This is a genomic window from Mycolicibacterium parafortuitum (assembly GCF_010725485.1).
GTDB lineage: Bacteria > Actinomycetota > Actinomycetes > Mycobacteriales > Mycobacteriaceae > Mycobacterium.
The window spans coordinates 4,409,787-4,427,939 of the sequence record NZ_AP022598.1; the positions used below are offsets into that span (position 1 = coordinate 4,409,787).

General features: G+C 68.5%; 19 protein-coding genes. 6 read left to right on the plus strand and 13 right to left on the minus strand.

Translation table 11 applies throughout. The features are described 5' to 3' along the window. Positions 1-30: 30 nt before the first annotated feature. Both NTM_RS20805 and NTM_RS20810 read right to left on the minus strand, forming a co-directional pair. Entirely contained in the window at positions 31-393 is a 363-nt protein-coding gene (locus NTM_RS20805; RefSeq protein ID WP_104861122.1) for a hypothetical protein, read from the minus strand. A gap of 4 nt (positions 394-397) precedes the next feature. Continuing rightward, complete coding sequence (locus NTM_RS20810; RefSeq protein WP_163767480.1) at positions 398-613, minus strand: hypothetical protein; 216 nt, start codon at positions 611-613, stop codon at positions 398-400. Positions 614-742: 129 nt separating this feature from the next. Between NTM_RS20810 and NTM_RS20815 the strand changes: the two genes are divergently transcribed. Next, positions 743-1,222, plus strand: coding sequence for a hypothetical protein (locus NTM_RS20815; RefSeq protein WP_232079787.1), 480 nt, complete (start codon positions 743-745; stop codon positions 1,220-1,222). A 40-nt stretch (positions 1,223-1,262) separates the two neighbouring features. On the opposite strand, the gene yaaA is transcribed toward NTM_RS20815, so the two are convergent. From yaaA to NTM_RS20845, 6 genes are all read right to left on the minus strand, one after another. After that, positions 1,263-2,009 (minus strand): peroxide stress protein YaaA, encoded by a 747-nt coding sequence (yaaA, locus tag NTM_RS20820; protein ID WP_163767486.1) that lies wholly within the window; start codon positions 2,007-2,009, stop codon positions 1,263-1,265. Between the two features lie 26 nt (positions 2,010-2,035). Next, on the minus strand, positions 2,036-2,584 hold the full coding sequence (locus tag NTM_RS20825; RefSeq protein WP_163767488.1) for an NlpC/P60 family protein: 549 nt from the start codon (positions 2,582-2,584) through the stop codon (positions 2,036-2,038). Positions 2,585-2,850: 266 nt separating this feature from the next. Beyond that, positions 2,851-3,984 (minus strand): alkaline phosphatase family protein, encoded by a 1,134-nt coding sequence (locus tag NTM_RS20830; protein WP_163767491.1) that lies wholly within the window; start codon positions 3,982-3,984, stop codon positions 2,851-2,853. Positions 3,985-3,997: 13 nt separating this feature from the next. Beyond that, positions 3,998-4,438 carry a response regulator gene (locus NTM_RS20835; protein ID WP_104861116.1) on the minus strand — a complete coding sequence of 147 codons (441 nt, stop codon included), beginning with the start codon at positions 4,436-4,438 and terminating at the stop codon, positions 3,998-4,000. Next, positions 4,435-6,024 (minus strand): sensor histidine kinase, encoded by a 1,590-nt coding sequence (locus NTM_RS20840; protein ID WP_104861115.1) that lies wholly within the window; start codon positions 6,022-6,024, stop codon positions 4,435-4,437. The genes NTM_RS20835 and NTM_RS20840 overlap by 4 nt, the downstream gene beginning before the upstream one ends. Further along, positions 6,021-7,196 carry a PP2C family protein-serine/threonine phosphatase gene (locus NTM_RS20845; RefSeq protein WP_104861114.1) on the minus strand — a complete coding sequence of 392 codons (1,176 nt, stop codon included), beginning with the start codon at positions 7,194-7,196 and terminating at the stop codon, positions 6,021-6,023. Before NTM_RS20845 ends, NTM_RS20840 begins: the two co-directional genes overlap by 4 nt. A 284-nt stretch (positions 7,197-7,480) precedes the next feature. On the opposite strand from NTM_RS20845, the gene NTM_RS20850 reads away from it, so the two are divergent. Together NTM_RS20850 and NTM_RS20855 are read left to right on the plus strand one after the other, a co-directional pair. Continuing rightward, positions 7,481-8,692, plus strand: a complete 1,212-nt coding sequence (locus NTM_RS20850; protein ID WP_163767494.1) for an acyltransferase family protein — start codon at positions 7,481-7,483, stop codon at positions 8,690-8,692. A 58-nt stretch (positions 8,693-8,750) separates the two neighbouring features. After that, positions 8,751-9,440, plus strand: a complete 690-nt coding sequence (locus NTM_RS20855; RefSeq protein ID WP_163767496.1) for an Rv0518 family GDSL lipase — start codon at positions 8,751-8,753, stop codon at positions 9,438-9,440. Between the two features lie 55 nt (positions 9,441-9,495). Here NTM_RS20855 and katG read toward each other — a convergent pair whose 3' ends face one another. Continuing rightward, a complete protein-coding gene (katG, locus tag NTM_RS20860) occupies positions 9,496-11,727 on the minus strand; it encodes a catalase/peroxidase HPI (protein WP_104861111.1) in 2,232 nt (743 codons plus the stop codon). A gap of 48 nt (positions 11,728-11,775) precedes the next feature. Continuing rightward, entirely contained in the window at positions 11,776-12,228 is a 453-nt protein-coding gene (locus tag NTM_RS20865) for a Fur family transcriptional regulator (protein ID WP_104861110.1), read from the minus strand. A gap of 76 nt (positions 12,229-12,304) precedes the next feature. On the opposite strand from NTM_RS20865, the gene NTM_RS20870 reads away from it, so the two are divergent. Further along, entirely contained in the window at positions 12,305-12,598 is a 294-nt protein-coding gene (locus NTM_RS20870; protein ID WP_104861109.1) for a Dabb family protein, read from the plus strand. 101 nt (positions 12,599-12,699) lie between these two features. Then, positions 12,700-13,077, plus strand: coding sequence for a group I truncated hemoglobin (locus tag NTM_RS20875; RefSeq protein ID WP_104861108.1), 378 nt, complete (start codon positions 12,700-12,702; stop codon positions 13,075-13,077). 3 nt (positions 13,078-13,080) lie between these two features. On the opposite strand, the gene NTM_RS20880 is transcribed toward NTM_RS20875, so the two are convergent. Together NTM_RS20880 and NTM_RS20885 are read right to left on the minus strand one after the other, a co-directional pair. Then, positions 13,081-13,824 (minus strand): glutamine amidotransferase, encoded by a 744-nt coding sequence (locus NTM_RS20880; RefSeq protein ID WP_163767499.1) that lies wholly within the window; start codon positions 13,822-13,824, stop codon positions 13,081-13,083. 36 nt (positions 13,825-13,860) lie between these two features. Further along, entirely contained in the window at positions 13,861-14,997 is a 1,137-nt protein-coding gene (locus tag NTM_RS20885) for an ABC transporter permease (protein WP_163767502.1), read from the minus strand. Positions 14,998-15,040: 43 nt separating this feature from the next. Here NTM_RS20885 and NTM_RS20890 point away from each other — a divergent pair, with 43 nt between their 5' ends. Beyond that, a complete protein-coding gene (locus tag NTM_RS20890) occupies positions 15,041-15,817 on the plus strand; it encodes an O-succinylbenzoate-CoA synthase (RefSeq protein WP_163767505.1) in 777 nt (258 codons plus the stop codon). A gap of 4 nt (positions 15,818-15,821) precedes the next feature. Here NTM_RS20890 and aceA read toward each other — a convergent pair whose 3' ends face one another. After that, positions 15,822-18,110 (minus strand): isocitrate lyase ICL2, encoded by a 2,289-nt coding sequence (aceA, locus tag NTM_RS20895; RefSeq protein ID WP_104861104.1) that lies wholly within the window; start codon positions 18,108-18,110, stop codon positions 15,822-15,824. Positions 18,111-18,153: the final 43 nt, after the last annotated feature.

Sequence of the window (18,153 nt, forward strand, 5' to 3'; positions counted from 1 at the left end):
CCGCCGGCAACTCAGGGAGCGAAGGGATCCTCAGCCGACCGCGGTCGAATAGGCCACCACACCCGCGCCCAGGGTCAGGATGCACAGTGCGAACGTGCCGACGGCGAAGGGCCACGCGGTATTTCGCCGCACCAGCGCGACGATCGTCACCGCCATTCCGGCCACGCCGACGACGGCGCACGCGAGCAGCGCCGTGAAGACCGCGTTCACGGCACCGTCCACGCTGCACCGCGGCGGCGGGCAGTGGTCCAGGAAGGCCAACGAGAACAGCCCGAGGAACGCGGCCACGAGGCCGAGCAGCGCGGTTAGTACCAGCACGACGATCGAGATCGCGATGTCGGCGCCTGAGCGCCGTGGCGGAACCGGGGGCGGCGCGACGTGCGGATGACCCACCGCTTCAGCGCTCCGTCCGCGTCTGCTTGGCGACGATGCCGTCGGTGATCAGCAGCGCGATCAAGATGTCGGCGAAGGTGACGAGCAACCCCCACCAATACATCCAACGGAGTGTCGGATCTGGCTGCGCGGCGAAGTAGACGAACAGGAAGATGGGCCCGACGATGCCGAAGCCGAACGTCATCAGCTGAATTCGCACGTACACCCACAGTGTGGACATCGCGCGAAGTGTCCCGCGTCTTGGTCTGTCCGTCAACGCGAACTAATCTGACCAGGTGACGACCCGCGGGCGCCTCCGGGGACGCTGATCAGAATCGAGGACGACATGCGTCGTATCGCACGTACCTCAATGGCTGCGGTGATCGCGGTGAGCGGATCCGTGATCGCGGTTGCGGGAGCAGGAGGCGCCTCGGCTGAAACCGGTGCGGGCGCAGCGGCTGTCATTCCGTTCACACAGACCCTGCGGCGCTGTGATTTCTCGAAGTTCGCCTATACGGGCGGTGGGTACTACGGCAGGCCGAACGCTTTCATGCGGATCGAGGGTGCAGATGTCGTCGCCGACATCCAGTTCGCCACCGGGGTGCCCAACACCGCGTACGAGGTCAGGCTCATCCAGTTGCCGCGCTCGTCCGCGCGCACCTGCAATCCCGGCGATCCGGGGGTCTGGGTGGCGACGCTGTTCACCGACGGCGCGGGTGGCGGGGCCGTGACGGTGCGCGGGCCGGTCGATCCCGCAGCCACCGGCGCCTGGATCTCGATGACCCGTCCTGGACAGTTCACGCAGAAGCCCGAAGAGTTCTATACCAGCGATTTCGTCTTCGACTACTGAGGCGTGGGCTACGGGGATGGCTACCGGGAACCCCCGGGTGCTAGGCCGGCACCACCACGGTGATGTGGCTGTCCCGGCGTTCGACGCGCATCCCGGCGCGGCGGGCTACCGCAGCGACCGCGGTCGCGTCGCCGGGCTCGGCCCGGCTGCCTGCCAGCGCCCGCGCCAGCCGGCCTTTGTGTGCCTTGTTGAAATGGCTCACGGTGCTGCGCCGTCCATCGGAATGTTCGGCGACCACGTCGACTGTCACCGCACCGGGCACCTTGCCCAGTGCGGCGTAGGAGCCCGACCGTAGATCGACCACCAGCTCCCCTTCGGCGATTCCGGCCAGCACAGGCTCCAGGGCGGGCTTCCAGAAGGCCGCCAGCGTCGGGCGGCCCGGCAGTTTGGAGCCGGCCGACAGTCGGTATGCCGGAATACGGTCGCCTGCGCGGACCAGTCCGAACAGCGCGGAGACCACCGCCAGCCGCTGTCCGGCCCGCGCCGCGGCCGCACCGCGCAGCGTCTCGACGTCGAGCGCGTCGTAGAGCACCCCGGTGTATCGCCGGATCGCGGGCAGCGTCGGGGAGGTGTACAGCGCCGCGTTGCGTTCGATTTCGGCGTCCTGGGACTTCGACAGGCCGAGCGCTGTGCGGCACGCCGCCGGATCGGCCGCGAGCTTGACCAGGTCGTCGACCAGATCGTGGCGGGAATCGGTCAGCGCCGGGTTGGACAGCGAGTCCAGGTCGAGCGCGGGTCCGTCCCCGCCGTGGCGCTTGGTCTCAGAAGGCGGCAGCAGCACGATCACGGCACAGACCGTATCGTCTGCCGGGCTCAGACCGGGGCGCCGGGCGGCGGGGGAGGAACCGGGGCGCCGGGCGGCGGGGGAGGAACCGGGGCGCCGGGCGGCGGGGGGACCTCGTGGCCGGCCATCACGATCGGTTCCCCGGGCGGGGGCGGCAGCACGTTCAGCGGCGGTGCGAGCGTCGGATCGGGCGGGGGCGGCATGTCGGCGGGCATGGGCAGGAACATGTGGTTGGTGAACTGGTCCTGGTAGGCGCCTCCGCCTCCGACCTTCACCCCGCCGCCCTCGCCGGACGAGACCGGGGTTCCGTCGGGCAGCGTGACGGCGGTGTGGCCGCTGTTCCAGCCGACGACCAGCGCACCCGGCTGGGTGCCGTACTGGAAGCCTCGCGAGAGCAGCGCGCTTTCGATATTCCCGGTGTGGAACCTGTCGCCGTAGACCGGTCTGCCGGTCGCGGCGTTGGTCACCCACGACACGAGGCCTGAACAGTCCGTGCCGGCGGGGGAGTCACCGCCGACCACATACGGAGTTCCTGACACCTGGTTGACAAGTGTCAAGAGCGTGGCGATAGCAAACATGTCGACGGACGTTAACAGAGGGTCTCTAATACAGCCAAAATCTGTGACGGTCGGCACATTGCCCGCCGATCAATGCGCATCGTCACGAAAAGCGTTGAATCAGGGCCATTTTGGCTGATGTGTGCGGTGTGACCCGATCGCCCCGAAAGGCGTTGTCGACCAGCGTCGTTCACACTTATCGCGTGCGGACGTGGCGCGACACGGCCGAGTCACGTTTTGGCAAAGTTCTTTGCTGTGAGCTCGTGGGAATTGTGCCGGGCGGGTGCTCAGCGGTGGGCGAGGAGCAGCGGCACCCGTTGTTCGGCCGTCGTCAGAGATCCGTGCTGACCCACCAGCGAAGATTCGATCGGCTCGGCGGCCCGCCGCAGCAACCCGGTCGAGCCGCGGGCCGCGGCCACCACATCGCCGATCCTGGCGCGCACGGCGGGGCCGACCCGTTCGCCGAACCACCCGGCCGCGACCGCCTCGTCGCGGCTCACCACCCAGGCCCGGTCGCCGAGGGTGGTGCGCCACGCGGCGAGCACATCCTCGGTCGCGCCGTCGCGGGTGTAGATGTGCCGTGCCCTGACCTCGCCGCCGATCGCCTCGGTGCCGGCGCGCAGCTCGTCGCGCTCGTCGATGTCGACGACGGTGTCGTCGAGCGAGACCATGCCGTGGTCGGCGACCACCGCGAGCAGGCCGCCGAGCGGCAATCCCTCCACGATCGACTCGACCAGCCGGTCGACCTGGCGCAGCTGCATTCGCCAGGCCTGTGACCCCGGTCCGTGCAGATGCCCGACGAGGTCGAGATCGCCGTGGTAGCCGTAGCAGAATCCCCGATCGGCGAGCACCGAACGCACGGTCGCCGCCAGATCTCCGATCGCGTGCACACCTATATATCTGCCGCCACGCAGCACCGCCCGCGTCAACCCGGAGCCGGTGAACTGCGCGGCGGACACGACGCTGACCGCGACACCGGCCGACGCGGCGCGCTCGAACACGGTCGGGTCGGGCTGGATCTGTTCCGGCGGCACTTGTTCCCGAAGGTCCGGGCCCCACGGGTGCGCGGTCCAGCGCAGTGCGTTGATCACTCCGACGTCGGGGAGCCGGAACGACATGCCGACCATGCCGTGCTCTCCCGAGCGGCGCCCGGTGCCCACCGCGGCGAGACCGGCGGCTGTGGTGGCCGGGAATCCGACGTGCAGACTCCTTCCGCGCATACCGGCCAGCACCGGCGCGTCGGCGGCGTAACGGTCCAGCAGTTCGGCGCCGAGCCCGTCGACGAGCAGGACGCAGGCTCCCGCGACATCGAACGGCAGATCGATCCTCGGGTCGAAGCCGTCCACCCCCATGGCGGCCAGCACCGACGGGGCGACGTCCGCGAGGTGCGGGACGGAGTGGTCGGGGCGCGGTAGATCCATGGGCAGGACCAGGTCAGTACTGCGGAAGCCGGACCACCTGAACGAAGAACTCGTCGATCTGGCGCACCGCGTTCATGAACTGGTCAAGGTCGACGGGCTTGGTCACGTAGGCGTTCGCGTGCAGCTTGTAGCTGCGCAGGATGTCCTCTTCGGCGGCCGATGTGGTCAGCACCACGACCGGGATATGGCTCAGTTCGGCGTCCGATTTGATCTGCTCGAGCAGTTGGCGGCCGTCGTACTTGGGCAGGTTCAGGTCGAGCAGGATCAGATCCGGGCGCGGCGCACCTTCGAAGGGTCCGCGCTGGTAGAGGAAGTCCAGACCTTCCTGACCGTCGTGGGCGACGTGCAGGTTGTTCTTGATCTTGTTGTGTTCGAATGCTTCCCGCGTGATCAGCTCGTCGCCGGGGTCGTCTTCGATGAGCAGGACGTCGATTGCGCGTTCGGCCGGTGTCATGACGCCGATCCTTCCAGGGCGGTGTCGGCGGTGTCACCCTCGGTGACCGGCAGCGTGAACCGGAAACGGGTGCCTTCCTGGTAGGACGTATCGATCCCGATCGTGCCGCCATGGTGCTCGACGATCTTCTTGCACAGGGCCAGCCCGATGCCGGTGCCGGTGTAGGCGTCCCGGCCGTGCAGGCGCTGGAAGATCACGAACACCTTCTCGGAGAACTCCGGTGCGATACCGATCCCGTTGTCGGTCACGGTGAACGTCCAGTTCGAGGACTCATCGTCGGCTTCCCGATCGCAGTCGATGACGATGTGCGGCGCCACGCCGTCGCGGTGGAACTTCACCGCGTTGCCGATCAGGTTCTGCCACAACATCGTCAACAGCGTGGGGTCGCCGTTGATCGTCGGGAGCGCGACGGCGGGGCGCTCGATCACGGCGCCGGACTCCTCGATCGCCGCCGACAGGTTGCCCAGCGCGACGTCCAGCGCGGCTCCGAGGTCGACCTCGGACTCGGTCGCGTTGAGCCGTCCGACCCGGGAGAACGTGAGCAGATCGTTGATCAGCACCTGCATCCGCTTGGCGCCGTCGACGGCGAAACCGATGTACTCGACGCCGCGCTCGTCGAGCTTGTCGCCGTAGCGCTTCTCCAGCAGCTGACAGAACGACGCGACCTTGCGCAGCGGTTCCTGCAGGTCGTGGGATGCGACGTAGGCGAACTGCTCCAGTTCGGCGTTGGATCGGCGCAACTCCTCGGCGTGCTGGTCGAGGGTCTCCGTCGCAGCCCGCGACGCCTCCAGTTCGGCGACGATCCGCTGCCGCATGTTGTCGACGTCGACGCTGATCAGACGGATGTCCCGGGGTCCGTGCGGGACGATTTTCTCGCCGAAGTTGCCGCCGGCGATGCGCCGGCACGATTCGGCCAGCTGGGACAGCGGCCGCACCAGCGCGTGGCGTAGCAGCACCGCCAGCGCCACGATGGTCACCGCGAACATCACAGCCAGGCCCAGCAGCACCGCGTTGCGCAACGTCCGGATTCTCTGCAGTTCCGCGACGCCCTCGTCGCGGGCCTGGCTCAGATGCTCGTTCTGGGTGTCGAACAGCGCGCGCAGGGTGTCGAAATCCCGCTTGCCGATGTCGGTCAGCGCCGTGTCGACCGGCCCGGGCGTACCCGGTCGGACGCCGGCCATCACCGGTTCGGCGTACTCGACCCGCCACGCGCCGGACGCCTCCTCGATCGCGTCAAGATCCTGGAGCAGATCGGGCCGGGCCTGCTCCAGCCGGCGGATGTCGGCGGCGGCCCGCTGTTCGGTGACCCGGCCCTCGTCATAGGGCAGCAGGAACTGTTCGTCGGCGGCGATCAGATAGCCGCGCACCGCGGTCTCCTGGTCGCGAAGCGCCGCCTGCAACTGATAGGCGGCCACCCGGGCCGGCTGGATCTCGTTGATCAGCTGATTGGACACCTGGTCGGTGCGCTGCAGCAGCACCGCGACCGCGATGCCGCCCAGCAGCACCACCACGCCCGTCACTGCCAGCACGACGTACTGCCAGCCCTGCACCGTCAGGGCGCGTATGCCCCGCTGGTCGGGGCTCATGCGGTCCGGGTCCGCTCGACCCGGACGACGGCGATGTCGTCGCTGATGCCGCCGTGCGAGGCCGCGCGCTCCTCGACGGCGTCGATCAGCGCGTCGACGAATGCGGGGCCCGGCAGATGCGCCAGCGAGCGCGCCAGTTCGAGCAGTCCCGCCTCACCGAGGCGCTCGTTGCCGCGGCCGATGTGACCTTCGAACAGGCCGTCGGTGAGCAGCACGAGCCCCATCCCGTCGGGAAGCTCGACCTGTTGCTCCGCCCAATCGCTGCCGTGCAGGCCCAGTGCCGGACCGCTGGCCGGTTCCACCCATTCGACGGTGCCCCGGCCGTGCAGCAGCATCCCGGGGTGGCCGGCCCGAACCGAGGTGATCGCGGTGCCGGCGGGCGGGATCCGCAGGCTCAGCACCGTCGCGAAGATGCCGCGGCCGGCGCGTTCGGCCCGCAGGATGCGTTCCAGTTGCTTCATCCGCTCGGGACCTTTGAACCCGGCGAACGTCAGCGCGCGCCACGCGATGCGCAGCGCCACCCCGAGGGCGGCTTCGTCGGCACCGTGCCCGGCGACGTCACCGATCATCACGTGCACCGTGCGGTCGGGGGTCTGGACGAAATCGTAGAAGTCGCCGCCCAGCAGCGCGTTCTCCCGGCTCGGACGGTACTGGGTGACGATTTCGACGCCCGGGTTGTCGAGCAGCAGCGGCGACGGCAGCAGGCCGCGCTCCAGCCGGGCGTTCTCCCGGGCCCGTAACTGGCTGGCGTGCAGGTCGACGGCGGTGAGCTCGGCGCGCTTACGTTCGATCGCATAGAGCACGGCGCGGCGCAGCACCTCGGGGTCCACCCGGTCCTTGATCAGGTAGTCCTGCGCGCCCGCCGACACCGCGGACACCCCGAAGTGCTCATCGTTCAACCCGGTGAGCACCACGATCGGGATGGTCGCGTCGAGTTTGGAGATGCGATTCAGTCCGTCGATGCCGTCGGTGTCGTGCAGATGCAGATCGAGAAGGATGCAGTCGGGCCGGGCGATCGAGATCTCCTGTTCGGCCCTGGCCATCGACTGGGCCCACACCACGTCGATATCGGCACCTGCGTCGGCGATCAACTCCTCGACGAGGATCGCGTCTGCGCGATCGTCCTCCACCAGGAGCAGCGACAACGTGTCGCCGTTACTCGGGGCAAGCATGTTCCCCTGGCACCCTTGCCGGCGCGCGCACGGGGCACGGGCCTATGTGTGTGGTTGACAATTCCCCAGGAGGATACCCGTGCGGCGGGGTGCTCGGACACACCGCGGCGCGCGGCGTTGCGGGCCGACTCGGCGCCGGGCTCGCTGGTAACCTGCGACCCGTCGCCGGTTTTCACAGGCGCAGATCGGCCGGGGCCGGATGCGTCGTCCTGCCGAGGGGACCGGCATGAGAAGCCAGGGATTTCACGACCGAAACTCTGGGCCATTCGCTGAGATCTGACGAAATGAGTCGCGTGCGTACCGGAGAGATCAGGGCCCTGTCCGGGCTGCGCATCGTCGCCGCGCTCTGGGTCGTCCTGTTCCACTTCCGCCCGATGATCGCCGAGGCCGCGCCGGGCTTCAGCAGCGCGCTGGCGCCGATGCTCAACGCCGGCGCACAGGGTGTCGACCTGTTCTTCATCCTCAGTGGGTTCGTGTTGGCGTGGAACTACCTGGATCGGATGGGGGACCGCTGGTCGACGCGCTCGACGCTGCGGTTCCTGTGGCTGCGGTTGGCGCGGGTGTGGCCGGTGTACCTGGTCACGATGCACCTGGCCGCGGCGTTCGCGGTGTTCACGCTGTATGTCGGCGGGTTTCCGCTGCCGCCGCCGGTCATCGAATCGCTGAACGCGCTGAGCTGGCTCAAGCAGGTGTTCCTTGTCCAGCTGTGGTTCCAGCCGTACTTCGACGGCTCAAGCTGGAACGGGCCGGCCTGGTCGATCAGTGCGGAATGGTTGGCGTACCTGCTGTTCGGGGGGCTCGTGCTGGTCATCTTCCGGATCGCGTCGGCCACCCGGGCGCGCGGACTCATCTGGCTGGCCGTCGCCGCCGCGCTCGCCCCCACACTGCTGTTGCTCGCCCACGGCGTCTTCTACACCCCGTGGAGCTGGTTGCCGCGGATCATCATGCAGTTCACCGCCGGTGCGCTGGCCTGCGCGGCGGTGCGCAAGCTGGTCCTCACCGATCGCGACCGCCGGACCGCGGGCCTGGCGTCGCTGCTGCTCGGCGCTGCCATCGTCGGTGGGCTCTACGCGCTGGACACGTGGCCCCCGGGCGAGATGCTCGACGCCGGCGGGCTGGTCGACGTGCTGTTCGTGCCGTTCGTGATCGCGCTGTCGATCGGTGCGGGCACGTTACCGGCTTTCCTGTCGACGCGGGTCATGGTCTATCTGGGGCATATCTCGTTCGGGCTGTACATGATTCACGAAATCGTGCACACGGTGTGGAATTGGGCGGTGCTGCAGTTCCGCATCGAACTGGTGCCTAGTTGGTGGGCCAAACTCGTGGTCCTCGGATTGATCCTGGTGGCCGGCGTCGGCGCGGCGGTGCTCTACCACGTGGTCGAGGAACCGGCGCGGCGCTGGATGCGACGGATGATCGAGCCGCCGGCGAGGTCCGCCGACGCGGCCGAGCACACCGCCGGGCGGTTGCAATCCGTCGCGGCGCGGGCCGGGTGACGGTCGGCGAGCGGCGCGTCGTCGGGCCAACAAAGAGCGGCAACCCTAGGCTGGTGCAGTGAGTCGCCTTCTGTCAGTGGTGCTTTCCCTCGCTGTGCTTCTCAGTGCCGGCTACGCCCAGAGTCCGGAACCGCAGCACCGTGAGGTGCGGCACACCGATTTCGTCCGCAATCGCATCGCCGTGATCGGGGATTCGTACACGACGGGCAGTGACCAGGGCGGCAACGGCGCGCAGGGCTGGACCCCGCAGGTCTGGGAGGCGCTGACCGACCACGGCATCGCGGTGACCCCGACGGTGGCTGCCGAGGGCGGCGCCGGGTACTGCGTCCGGGGTAACCGCGGCGGGGTGTTCGAAGACCTGGTCGTCCGTGCTGTGCGACCCGATGACGTGTTGGTGGTGTTCTTCGGCTCCCGCAACGACATACCCGTCGATCCGTCACGGCTGTCGATTTCGATGTACGGCACGCTGCGGCTGGCCAAGCAGATCGCTCGGTCGGCGGACCTGTTGGTGATCGGCCCGCCGTGGCCGACCCCGAACCCGCCGCCGGAGGTGCTGCGGATTCGCGACGTGCTGAGCTATCAGGCCGAACTGGCCGGCGCCGACTTCGTCGATCCGATCGCGGCGGGCTGGTTCGCCGGACGGCCGGAGTTGATCGGCAAGGACGGTGTTCACCCCACCGATGCCGGGCACGCGTATATGGCGCAGAAGATCGCCCCGCTGATCAGTTCGCGGCTGAACCCGTTCTGAGGGAGCCGACAAAAAGAGGCGCCCGGAATCCGGGCGCCCCTTTCTGGTCGGGCTGTTACTCGAGTCCCTTGCCGATGTCGTAACGGTCGGCGTCGAGCACCTTGGTGAAGGCGGCGACGAAGTCCTTGACGAACTTCTCCTTCGCATCGTCTTCGGCGTAGACCTCGGCGAGCGCCCGCAGCTGCGAGTTCGAACCGAACAGCAGGTCGACGCGGGTGCCGGTCCACTTCTGCGCGCCGGTCGCCCGGTCGGTGGCGACGTAGGTGCCGTCGTCGGCGGGCGACGCCTTCCACTCCACACCCATGTCGAGCAGGTTGACGAAGAAGTCGTTCGTCAACGCGCCCGGCTTGTCGGTGAACACGCCGTGCTGGGTACCACCGAAGTTGGTGTCCAGCACGCGCAGGCCGCCCACCAGCACCGTCATCTCCGGCGCCGACAGACCGAGCAGGTTCGCGCGATCGACCAGCTTGAACTCGGCGGGCAGCACACCCGCCTTGCCCAGATAGTTACGGAAGCCGTCGGCCTTGGGCTCGAGGTAGGAGAACGACTCCACATCGGTCTGCTCGGCGGTGGCGTCACCGCGACCCGACGTGAACGGCACCTCGACCGGGAAGCCCGCATCCTTGGCGGCCTTCTCGACGCCGACGACACCGCCGAGGACCACGAGGTCGGCGAACGACACCCCGGTGCCGGAGGCCTGCTGGATCGCCTCGAGCTTCTTGATCACCTGGGCCAGCTCATCGGGCTCGTTGACCTCCCAGCCGAGCTGCGGCTGCAGCCGGATCCGGCCGCCGTTGGCACCACCACGCTTGTCGCTGACGCGGTATGTCGAGGCGGCCTTCCACGCGGTCGACACCAGCTGCGACACCGTCAGGCCGGACTCGGCGATCAGGTTCTTGAGCTTGGCGACCTCGTCGGCGGACAGCTGCTTGCCGGCCGGGACCGGGTCCTGCCAGAGCCAGGTGTCCTTGGGCACCTCGGGGCCGAGGTAGCGCACGACGGGGCCCATGTCGCGATGCAGCAGCTTGAACCAGGCCTTGGCGAACTCCTGGGCCAGCTCCTCCGGATGGTCGAGCCAGCGCCGGGTGATCTGCTCGTAGATGGGGTCGAACCGCAGCGCGAGGTCCGAGGTCAGCATCGACGGATGGGTCTTGCCCTCGCCTTGCGCGACCGGGACCGAGTTCGCCCAGCCGTTGTCCTTCGGCTTCCACTGGTTGGCGCCTGCGGGGCTCTTGGTCAGCTCCCACTCGTTGCCGTAGAGGATCTCCAGGAAGCTGTTGTCCCACTTGGTCGGGGTGTGGGTCCAGATCACCTCGAGGCCGCTGGAGACGGTGTCGTTGCCGTGGCCGGTGCCCTGCGGGTTGTGCCAGCCCAGGCCCTGCATCTCCAGGTCGGCAGCCTCGGGCTCGGGGCCGACGAGGGACGCGTCACCGTTGCCGTGGGTCTTGCCGAAGGTGTGGCCACCGACGATCAGTGCCGCGGTCTCGACGTCGTTCATCGCCATCCGGCCGAACGTGTCGCGGATGTCCTGGGCTGACGCCAGCGGATCCGGATTGCCGTTGGGGCCTTCGGGATTGACGTAGATCAGGCCCATCTGGACCGCCGCGAGCGGGTTCTCCAGATCACGCTCACCGGAGTAGCGCTTGTCGTCGAGCCATTCCTGCTCGGGACCCCAGTAGACGTCCTCCTCGGGCTCCCACCGGTCCTCGCGACCGAACGCGAAGCCCGCGGTGTGGAAGCCCATGTCCTCCAGTGCGACGTTGCCCGCGTAGACGATCAGGTCGGCCCACGAGATGTTCTTGCCGTACTTCTTCTTGACCGGCCACAGGAGGCGGCGGGCCTTGTCCAGGTTGACGTTGTCGGGCCAGCTGTTCAGCGGCGCGAACCGCTGCATGCCGGCGCCGGCGCCGCCACGGCCGTCGTGCACGCGGTACGTGCCGGCGGCGTGCCAGGCCATGCGGATGAACAGCGGGCCGTAGTGCCCGAAGTCGGCAGGCCACCAGTCCTGCGAGTTGTGCATGACCTCGACGATGTCGGCGCGCAGCGCGTCGATGTCCAGCGACTGGACCGCCTCGGCGTAGTCGAAGTCCTCGTCGAGCGGATTGATGACATCGGGGTTCTTCTGCAGGATCTTCAGGTTCAGCTGGTTGGGCCACCAGTCATGGTTGCCGCCGCCGGCGACCGGCGGCTTGAGCCGACCGAAACCTGCGGGGCAACCGCCTTCGGCCACATCCGACTGGGCTTCGCCGACCGGGGGGCTGTCTTCGATAGGACGATCGTCAGGCACTGCGACTTCCTTCCATGGTGATGTTGGTGGTGGTGAATCGGGCTGCGATCACGGGGTCGTGATCGAAGTACCTTGTGCGGCCGCGCAATCGGGGCAGAAGCCCCAGTAGACGACCTCGGCTTCGTCGACGATGAAACCGTCCAGTTCCCCGGTGGGGTCGGACGGCACCAGACACGGTGCGTCACCGACGGCGCAATCGACGTCGGCGATCACCCCGCAGGACCGGCACACGATGTGGTGGTGGTTGTCCCCGACACGCGATTCGTAGCGGGCGACCGAACCGGTGGGCTGGATCCTGCGCACCAGTCCGACCGTGGTCAGCGCGGCGAGCACGTCGTAGACCGCCTGGCGGGACACATCGGGCAGTGCGGCGCGGACGGTACCGAAAATCGTGTCGGTGTCGGCGTGTGGTTGACCGCTGACGGCCTCCAGCACAGCTAATCTCGGACGCGTCACGCGTAGGTGCGCGCCGCGCAGCTGTTGCGCGTAGTCCGAGTTCACACAGACGTTGTACGCCCTTTTCTGGACTCAGTCAAGATTGACGCGCGGAGTAATTCTGTCCTGTTAGGGTGCCCCGGTGATCCGAAGCGTGGTGCTGGCCAAGTTGAAGGCGGGCTACGACGCCGCCGAGTTGTCCTCGATCCAGGACGGGCTGCGGAATCTGAACACCCCGGGCACGGTGCGCTACACGATCGGCATCGACGCCGGGCTACGGGACGGCAACTGGGATTACGTCATCGTCGCCGACTTCGAGGACGTGGACTCCTACCGGAACTACGACGAGGACGCCGCGCACAATGCGCTGCGCGCGCGGCTGGCGCCGTTCGTCGAGCAGATCGCCCGCGCGCAGTTCGAGATCCCTGACGCCTGACGCGGACCTCACCGCGGCCGACCGCGGGCGGTGAGGACAAGTTAACGCGCTCTCAAAGCCGCGCGACGCGGCGCGTTACCGGGGTCGGCCAACCTCTCGTGATGAGTATCTTCGACCACATCGGTGGCCCGCCGGCCGTCACGGCCGCAGTCGACGACTTCTATCGCAGGCTGATCGCCGACCCCGTCCTGACGCATTACTTCGACGGTGTCGCGATGAACCGCCTCAAAACGCATCAGCGCTCTTTCATCGCCGCCGCGCTGGGCGGGCCCGAGCCCTACCTCGGCCGCTCCATGCGCGAAGTCCACTCGCACCTGGCCATCACCGCCGAACATTTCGACCGCGTGGTGGCCCACCTGGCGGACACGCTGACCGACCTCGGGGTCAGCACGGACATCATCGAACAGATCGGCGCAAAGCTGGCTCCGCTCAAGGACGAGGTCGTCAGCACCGGTGACGCCGCGGCTCGCGCCGGATGAGCGTCACAGGCTGCGCGTGTAGCGCTGCACGAAGGTGCGCAACACCGTCATCGGGTGCGTGACGTCGTATCGGCGGGCGTCGTCCTTGAGGGCATCCGCGGTCTCGGGAGCGAAGTAGCCGTGGTTCTTGTACACGTCGATGCGGGTGTAGAGGCCGTCCATGTCGAGTTCGGGATGGAACTGGGTGGCGTAGACATTCGCGCCGACACGGAACGCCTGCACCGGGCAGTCCCGCGAACTGGCCAGCCGGACGACTCCCGCGGGCAACCGGGCCGCGGCTTCCTTGTGCCCGCCGTAGGCGTCGAACGTGTCCGGAAGCCCGGCGAACAGCGGATCGCGGTGGCCCTCGTCGGTCAGATGCACGGTGACCCCGCCGACCGGCTCACTGTGTACCCGGTCGATCTGGGCGCCGATCACCGCCCCGACAGTGCCGACGCCGTAACAACATCCGAGGAACGGGAAGTCGCGGGCGACGACCTCGGTGAGCAGCGCCACCAGCTCGCCCTCGACGCGGGTCTGGGTCGAGGACTTCGTCGCCGCGTCATCGCTGACGTTGTAGGGCCCGCCGCCGAGCATGATGCCGGACCACTGCGCGAGGTCCACCGTGCCGAGCTCCTGCTGGGTCAACCGGATGCGGCGCATCCCGGACTCGTCGAGCCCGCCGAATTGCATCATCGCCGCGTACTCGTCGTCTGCGGCTTCGTCCTCGGCGCGGATCGACAGCAGCAGAAACGGGGCGTCGGCCACGCGGTAAGCGTAACGAGATCGGCGCTGCCGGCCGGATCATTCCGGCTTGCGATACACGACCATCTCGCGTGACAGCACCCGCCGTACCCGAGGGTCGCGGCTGCACGCCACCGCGAACACCGTCAGCAGTATCCAACTCAGCAGTGCACTGGCGAACACCATCGTGAAGGCCGCCCAGGCTCCGCCGGTGAGCTCGGTGGACGCCTTGTATTTCGCCCACAGCCGCCAATAGATCATCAGGTTCACGGTCAGGCCGACGCCGTAGGAAATCGCGAACGACAACAGGAAGGGCCGCCACGTGCCATCGTGCCAACGCGCCGACACCGGCTCGTGCCGTAGGGGATACACCACCGACAACACGTTGCCGACCCCCAGCCAGATGAACACCATCGTCACCAACTGGTCGATCATCGGCACCGGGTTGACCTCACCGGCCACCGCGAGCAGCGCGATCACGGGCAGCCCCGCCGCGGTGATCATCGCAGCCATCGCCAGGTTCTTCGCCACCAGGATCCGCCACAGCGGTTCGCCGCGCTCCAGCATCTCGCGGACCCGAGCCGCCTCGAAACACAGCGCGTTGGTGCAGATCACGCTGCCCACGACGGCCGAGAACAGGTACAGCGTCAACCGTCCGGCGTCGTCGTATCGGGTCAGGCCGGTCAGGTGATAGAAGGTCACCATCGACAGCGCGATCGCCAACGTGACCACGATGCGCGCCAGGATCGCGCGGGGCCGGTCGGCCAGCAGGTGGCGCACCTCTTGCACGACGGGGCCGCGGAGCGACCCGAGCTGGGTCAGCAGGTTCCGCGCCGCGGCGCTTCGCACCGGCGCGCCGGCGGCCTCGGCCGTGGCGCGCCGGGCCGCCGCGACGGCGATCACGGCTTCGGCGAGTGCGACCCGGGCCAGACCGACGGCGACGACGGCGTTCGCGCGCGCCTCCTGTGGCGTCGCCGCGCGCGGAGCGTCGCCGGCGCGACTCTGCGCGCGGGTCCGCCACCACGGATTCGCCGCCGCCGCGGCGATGTCGGGACCGCCGTCGACCGCCGCGAGTTCGGCGTGCGCCCGACTTTCCTCCCGCGCCAGCGCCGCATCGTCATCCCAGTCCGCCGCCGCGGCGGCCGCGTCGAGGTGGCGCAGGGCGTCGGCGAGGTGTCGTAACTCGTCGGTCGGCATGGCGCACACTCAATCATGTCGCGGGCGGCTAGCTTGTCCGACAGTGAGAACGCTGATTGATTTCGACGACGCCCCGGTCTTCGCCATCCCGACCGAGACGGGGGTGCGCGAGGGCGTGCTGCTCGACGGACCGCAGGGCTGGGGCGAGTTCTGTCCGCCCCCTGATGCCGACGACGCCGGAGCGGCGCTGTGGCTGACCGCGGCGATGGAGCCGAGTACCGTCGGCTGGCCCGATGTATGGCGGGGCCGGGTTCCGGTGTCCGAGGGCCGATCGCGGCCCATCGTCGTGATCGACGACGTCGACGACGCCGTGGCGCGCATCGCCGCGCTGGGATCGGTCGAACTGGTGGAGCTGGTGTGCCGGACACCGCAGGACGCCGCGGCGGTCCGGGCCCGGGTCGGCGTGCCGGTGGCCGCCGACGCCGCGTTGCTGGCCGCGGACCGGGCGTGCGCGGACGTCGTGGTGCTGCGGTGCGGCCCGCTCGGGGGAGTGCGCCGGGCGCTGCGCCGCGCCGAGCGGTTGGCGCTGCCCGCGGTCGTCGACTTCACCGGGACGACGAGCATCGGGCTGGCCGCCGACGTGGCGCTGGCCGCGGCGCTGCCGGAGCTGCCCTACGCCTGCGGCCCGGTTCCGCCGTGGCTCCACGATGCCGACATCGTCTCTGCCGCACGGTCACTCGTACCCGCCGACGGGTTCCTGCCGGCGGCCCCGATGCCGGCCGCCCCGGATCCGGAGCGGCTGGCACGGTTTCAGGTCACCGATCCCGAGACGACCGCACGTTGCCGCGGCCTGCTGCACCGCGCCGCCGCACTGCTCTGACGGGTCAGTCCTGCTTGGTGATCAGCCGGGTCAGCGCCTCCCGATCGGGGGCCAACAGCTCGTCGATCCTGGCCTGGTTCACGTCGGCGACGATGATCTCGCCGACCTCCTGGTAGACGTCGCTGAAGATGCCGTGGGACTTCATCTTGTCGGTCTGGTAGATGTTGTCCTCCGTCGGCGTCACGTAGTACACGATCTCGGCCTTGAAGCGGTGGATCAGCCACAGATGGATCACATCCATCAGCCGCTTCTGGCGCAGGTGCTCGGCGAAAGTGTTCTGGTCGCGCACCGTCAGGATGCTGCGACCGTGCCGGTCCTTGATCGGGTCGACGACGACGTTGGCCAGCGGTTCGTCTCCGTCGCCCAGGATCTGCAGGTCGAGCACATCCGAGCCGGCACGGCGCGGACGCAGCTGCACATGCAGCCGTTCCGGCAGCTGATAGTGCTCGCTCCACAGCGCCAGCCATTCCTCCAGCAGCTTCTTGGGCACCTCGGTCTGCACCAGGTGCTGATGCTGCGTGGAGCCCTTGCCCATCGACTTCGTCGTCGCCGTGCGGCCGGACGAGGCCGCCAGCGCGGCATCGCTGCGCGGTCCGCCGACGAGGGTTTGCGGTGTGCGGTAGGGGGATTCGACCAGCCGCATCTTGCGCTGCAACCGGGCCAGTGCGAGCATGCCCTCTTGCCGCAGCGAGGTCGCGAACTCTTCGGACGCCACACCGTCGACCTGGTGCCCGCCGTAGGTGATGAAGTTGAAGACGAACCCGAGCTTGCCGATCTCCTCGGGGAACGCCCGCATCTCCTCGTCGGACATCCCGGTGGTGTCCCAGTTGAACGACGGGGACAGGTTGTAGGCGAGCATCTTGTCCGGATACACCGCGTGGATCGCGTCGGCGAACTGTTTGGCGTCGGCGAGGTCGGCGGTCTTGGTCTCCATCCAGAGGATGTCGGCGAACGGCGCAGCCGCCAGCGATTTGGCGATCGCGTACGGAATACCGCCGCGCACCTGGTAGTAGCCCTCCGGGGTCTTGACCCGTTCGCAGTCCCACGCGACATCGGCACCGAGTTCCTTGGCCTTCTCCCGTGCGGTGTACAGCGGTGCCCGCTCGGCGAACTCCCGCCACTGGGCGACGCTCATCGCCGACGGTTCACCCTCGCGCTCGCGGAACTCCAGCAGCTCGGCGACCGCCTCGCCGTAGGTGTTCAGACCCGCGTCGTTCTCCCATGCCTCGACGAACCGCGACTCCACCTTGTCGAACGCGGCGTCGAGGGAGGATTCGGCGCCGTCCTGCCAGGCGGCGGCGGTGTCGTCGATCAGTGACAGCACGCCCTGGCGGTCCAGCCAGGCCTCGGCGGTCGCGTACTCACCCTCGGGCAGCGCATAGAGCAGATGGCCGTTCAACTCGGTCACGCCCCTGTCGTAGAAGCGGCGCACCATGGCCAGGAAACACGACTTGTACGACGGGATCTTGAGGTTGGTGGCGCCGAGCAGGAACGGCTGGTCGCGCTCGTCGGCGCGGCTGTCGATCAGATTGGCCGCCTCGGCGTCAGTGCGCGCGACGATGATGCCGGGCACCCGCATGACGTCGAGCTGGAAGCGGGCCGCGTTGAGCCGTTTGATCTGTTCGTCGGACGGCACCAGCACCTTGCCGCCCTGATGGCCGCACTTCTTGGTGCCCGGACGCTGGTCCTCGATGTGGTATCCGGGCACACCGGCCTCGACAAAGCGCCGAATCAGATTGCGCACGTGCGGATCTCCACCGTGGCCGGTGTCGGCGTCGGCGATGATGAACGGCCGGTAGTCCACGGGTGGCGTGGCCGCCCGTTGTTCCTCGGTCATCTGCAGTCGCAGGTACTGCTGGTTGCGGTCCGCGGTGAGCAGGGCGCGGACGATGCCCGCGGCCTCCTCGGGCACCTGGCTGAGCGGGTAGCTGGCCAGGTCGGGCCCCGGGTCCTCGCTGATCGACCCCTTCGCCGAGGTGGCCCAGCCGCCGAGGTAGATGCCCTCGATGCCCATCCGCTTCATCACGACGGCCTGGCCGGGGGAGTACGGCCCGAACGTGGTGATGCTGCGGCCCTGGGCGAACAGTTCCCGCAGGTGCGGGTAGAACGCGGCGGCCGCTTCCCGTGCGGTCGGGTAGTCGGCCGGGATGGTGCCGCGCTGCTCGGCGACCTGGCGGGCCGTGTAGAGGCGGGTGATGCCCTCGAACCGGGGGCTGTCGAAATAGCGTTGGGTCTCCGCGACGTCCCGCTCGAACGGGGTCTGAGGCTGGAGGTCAGCTTCGATGATGGCCATGCCCCACCCTACGGCGAGGACGGCGCGCCGGGGAGGGGTTGGG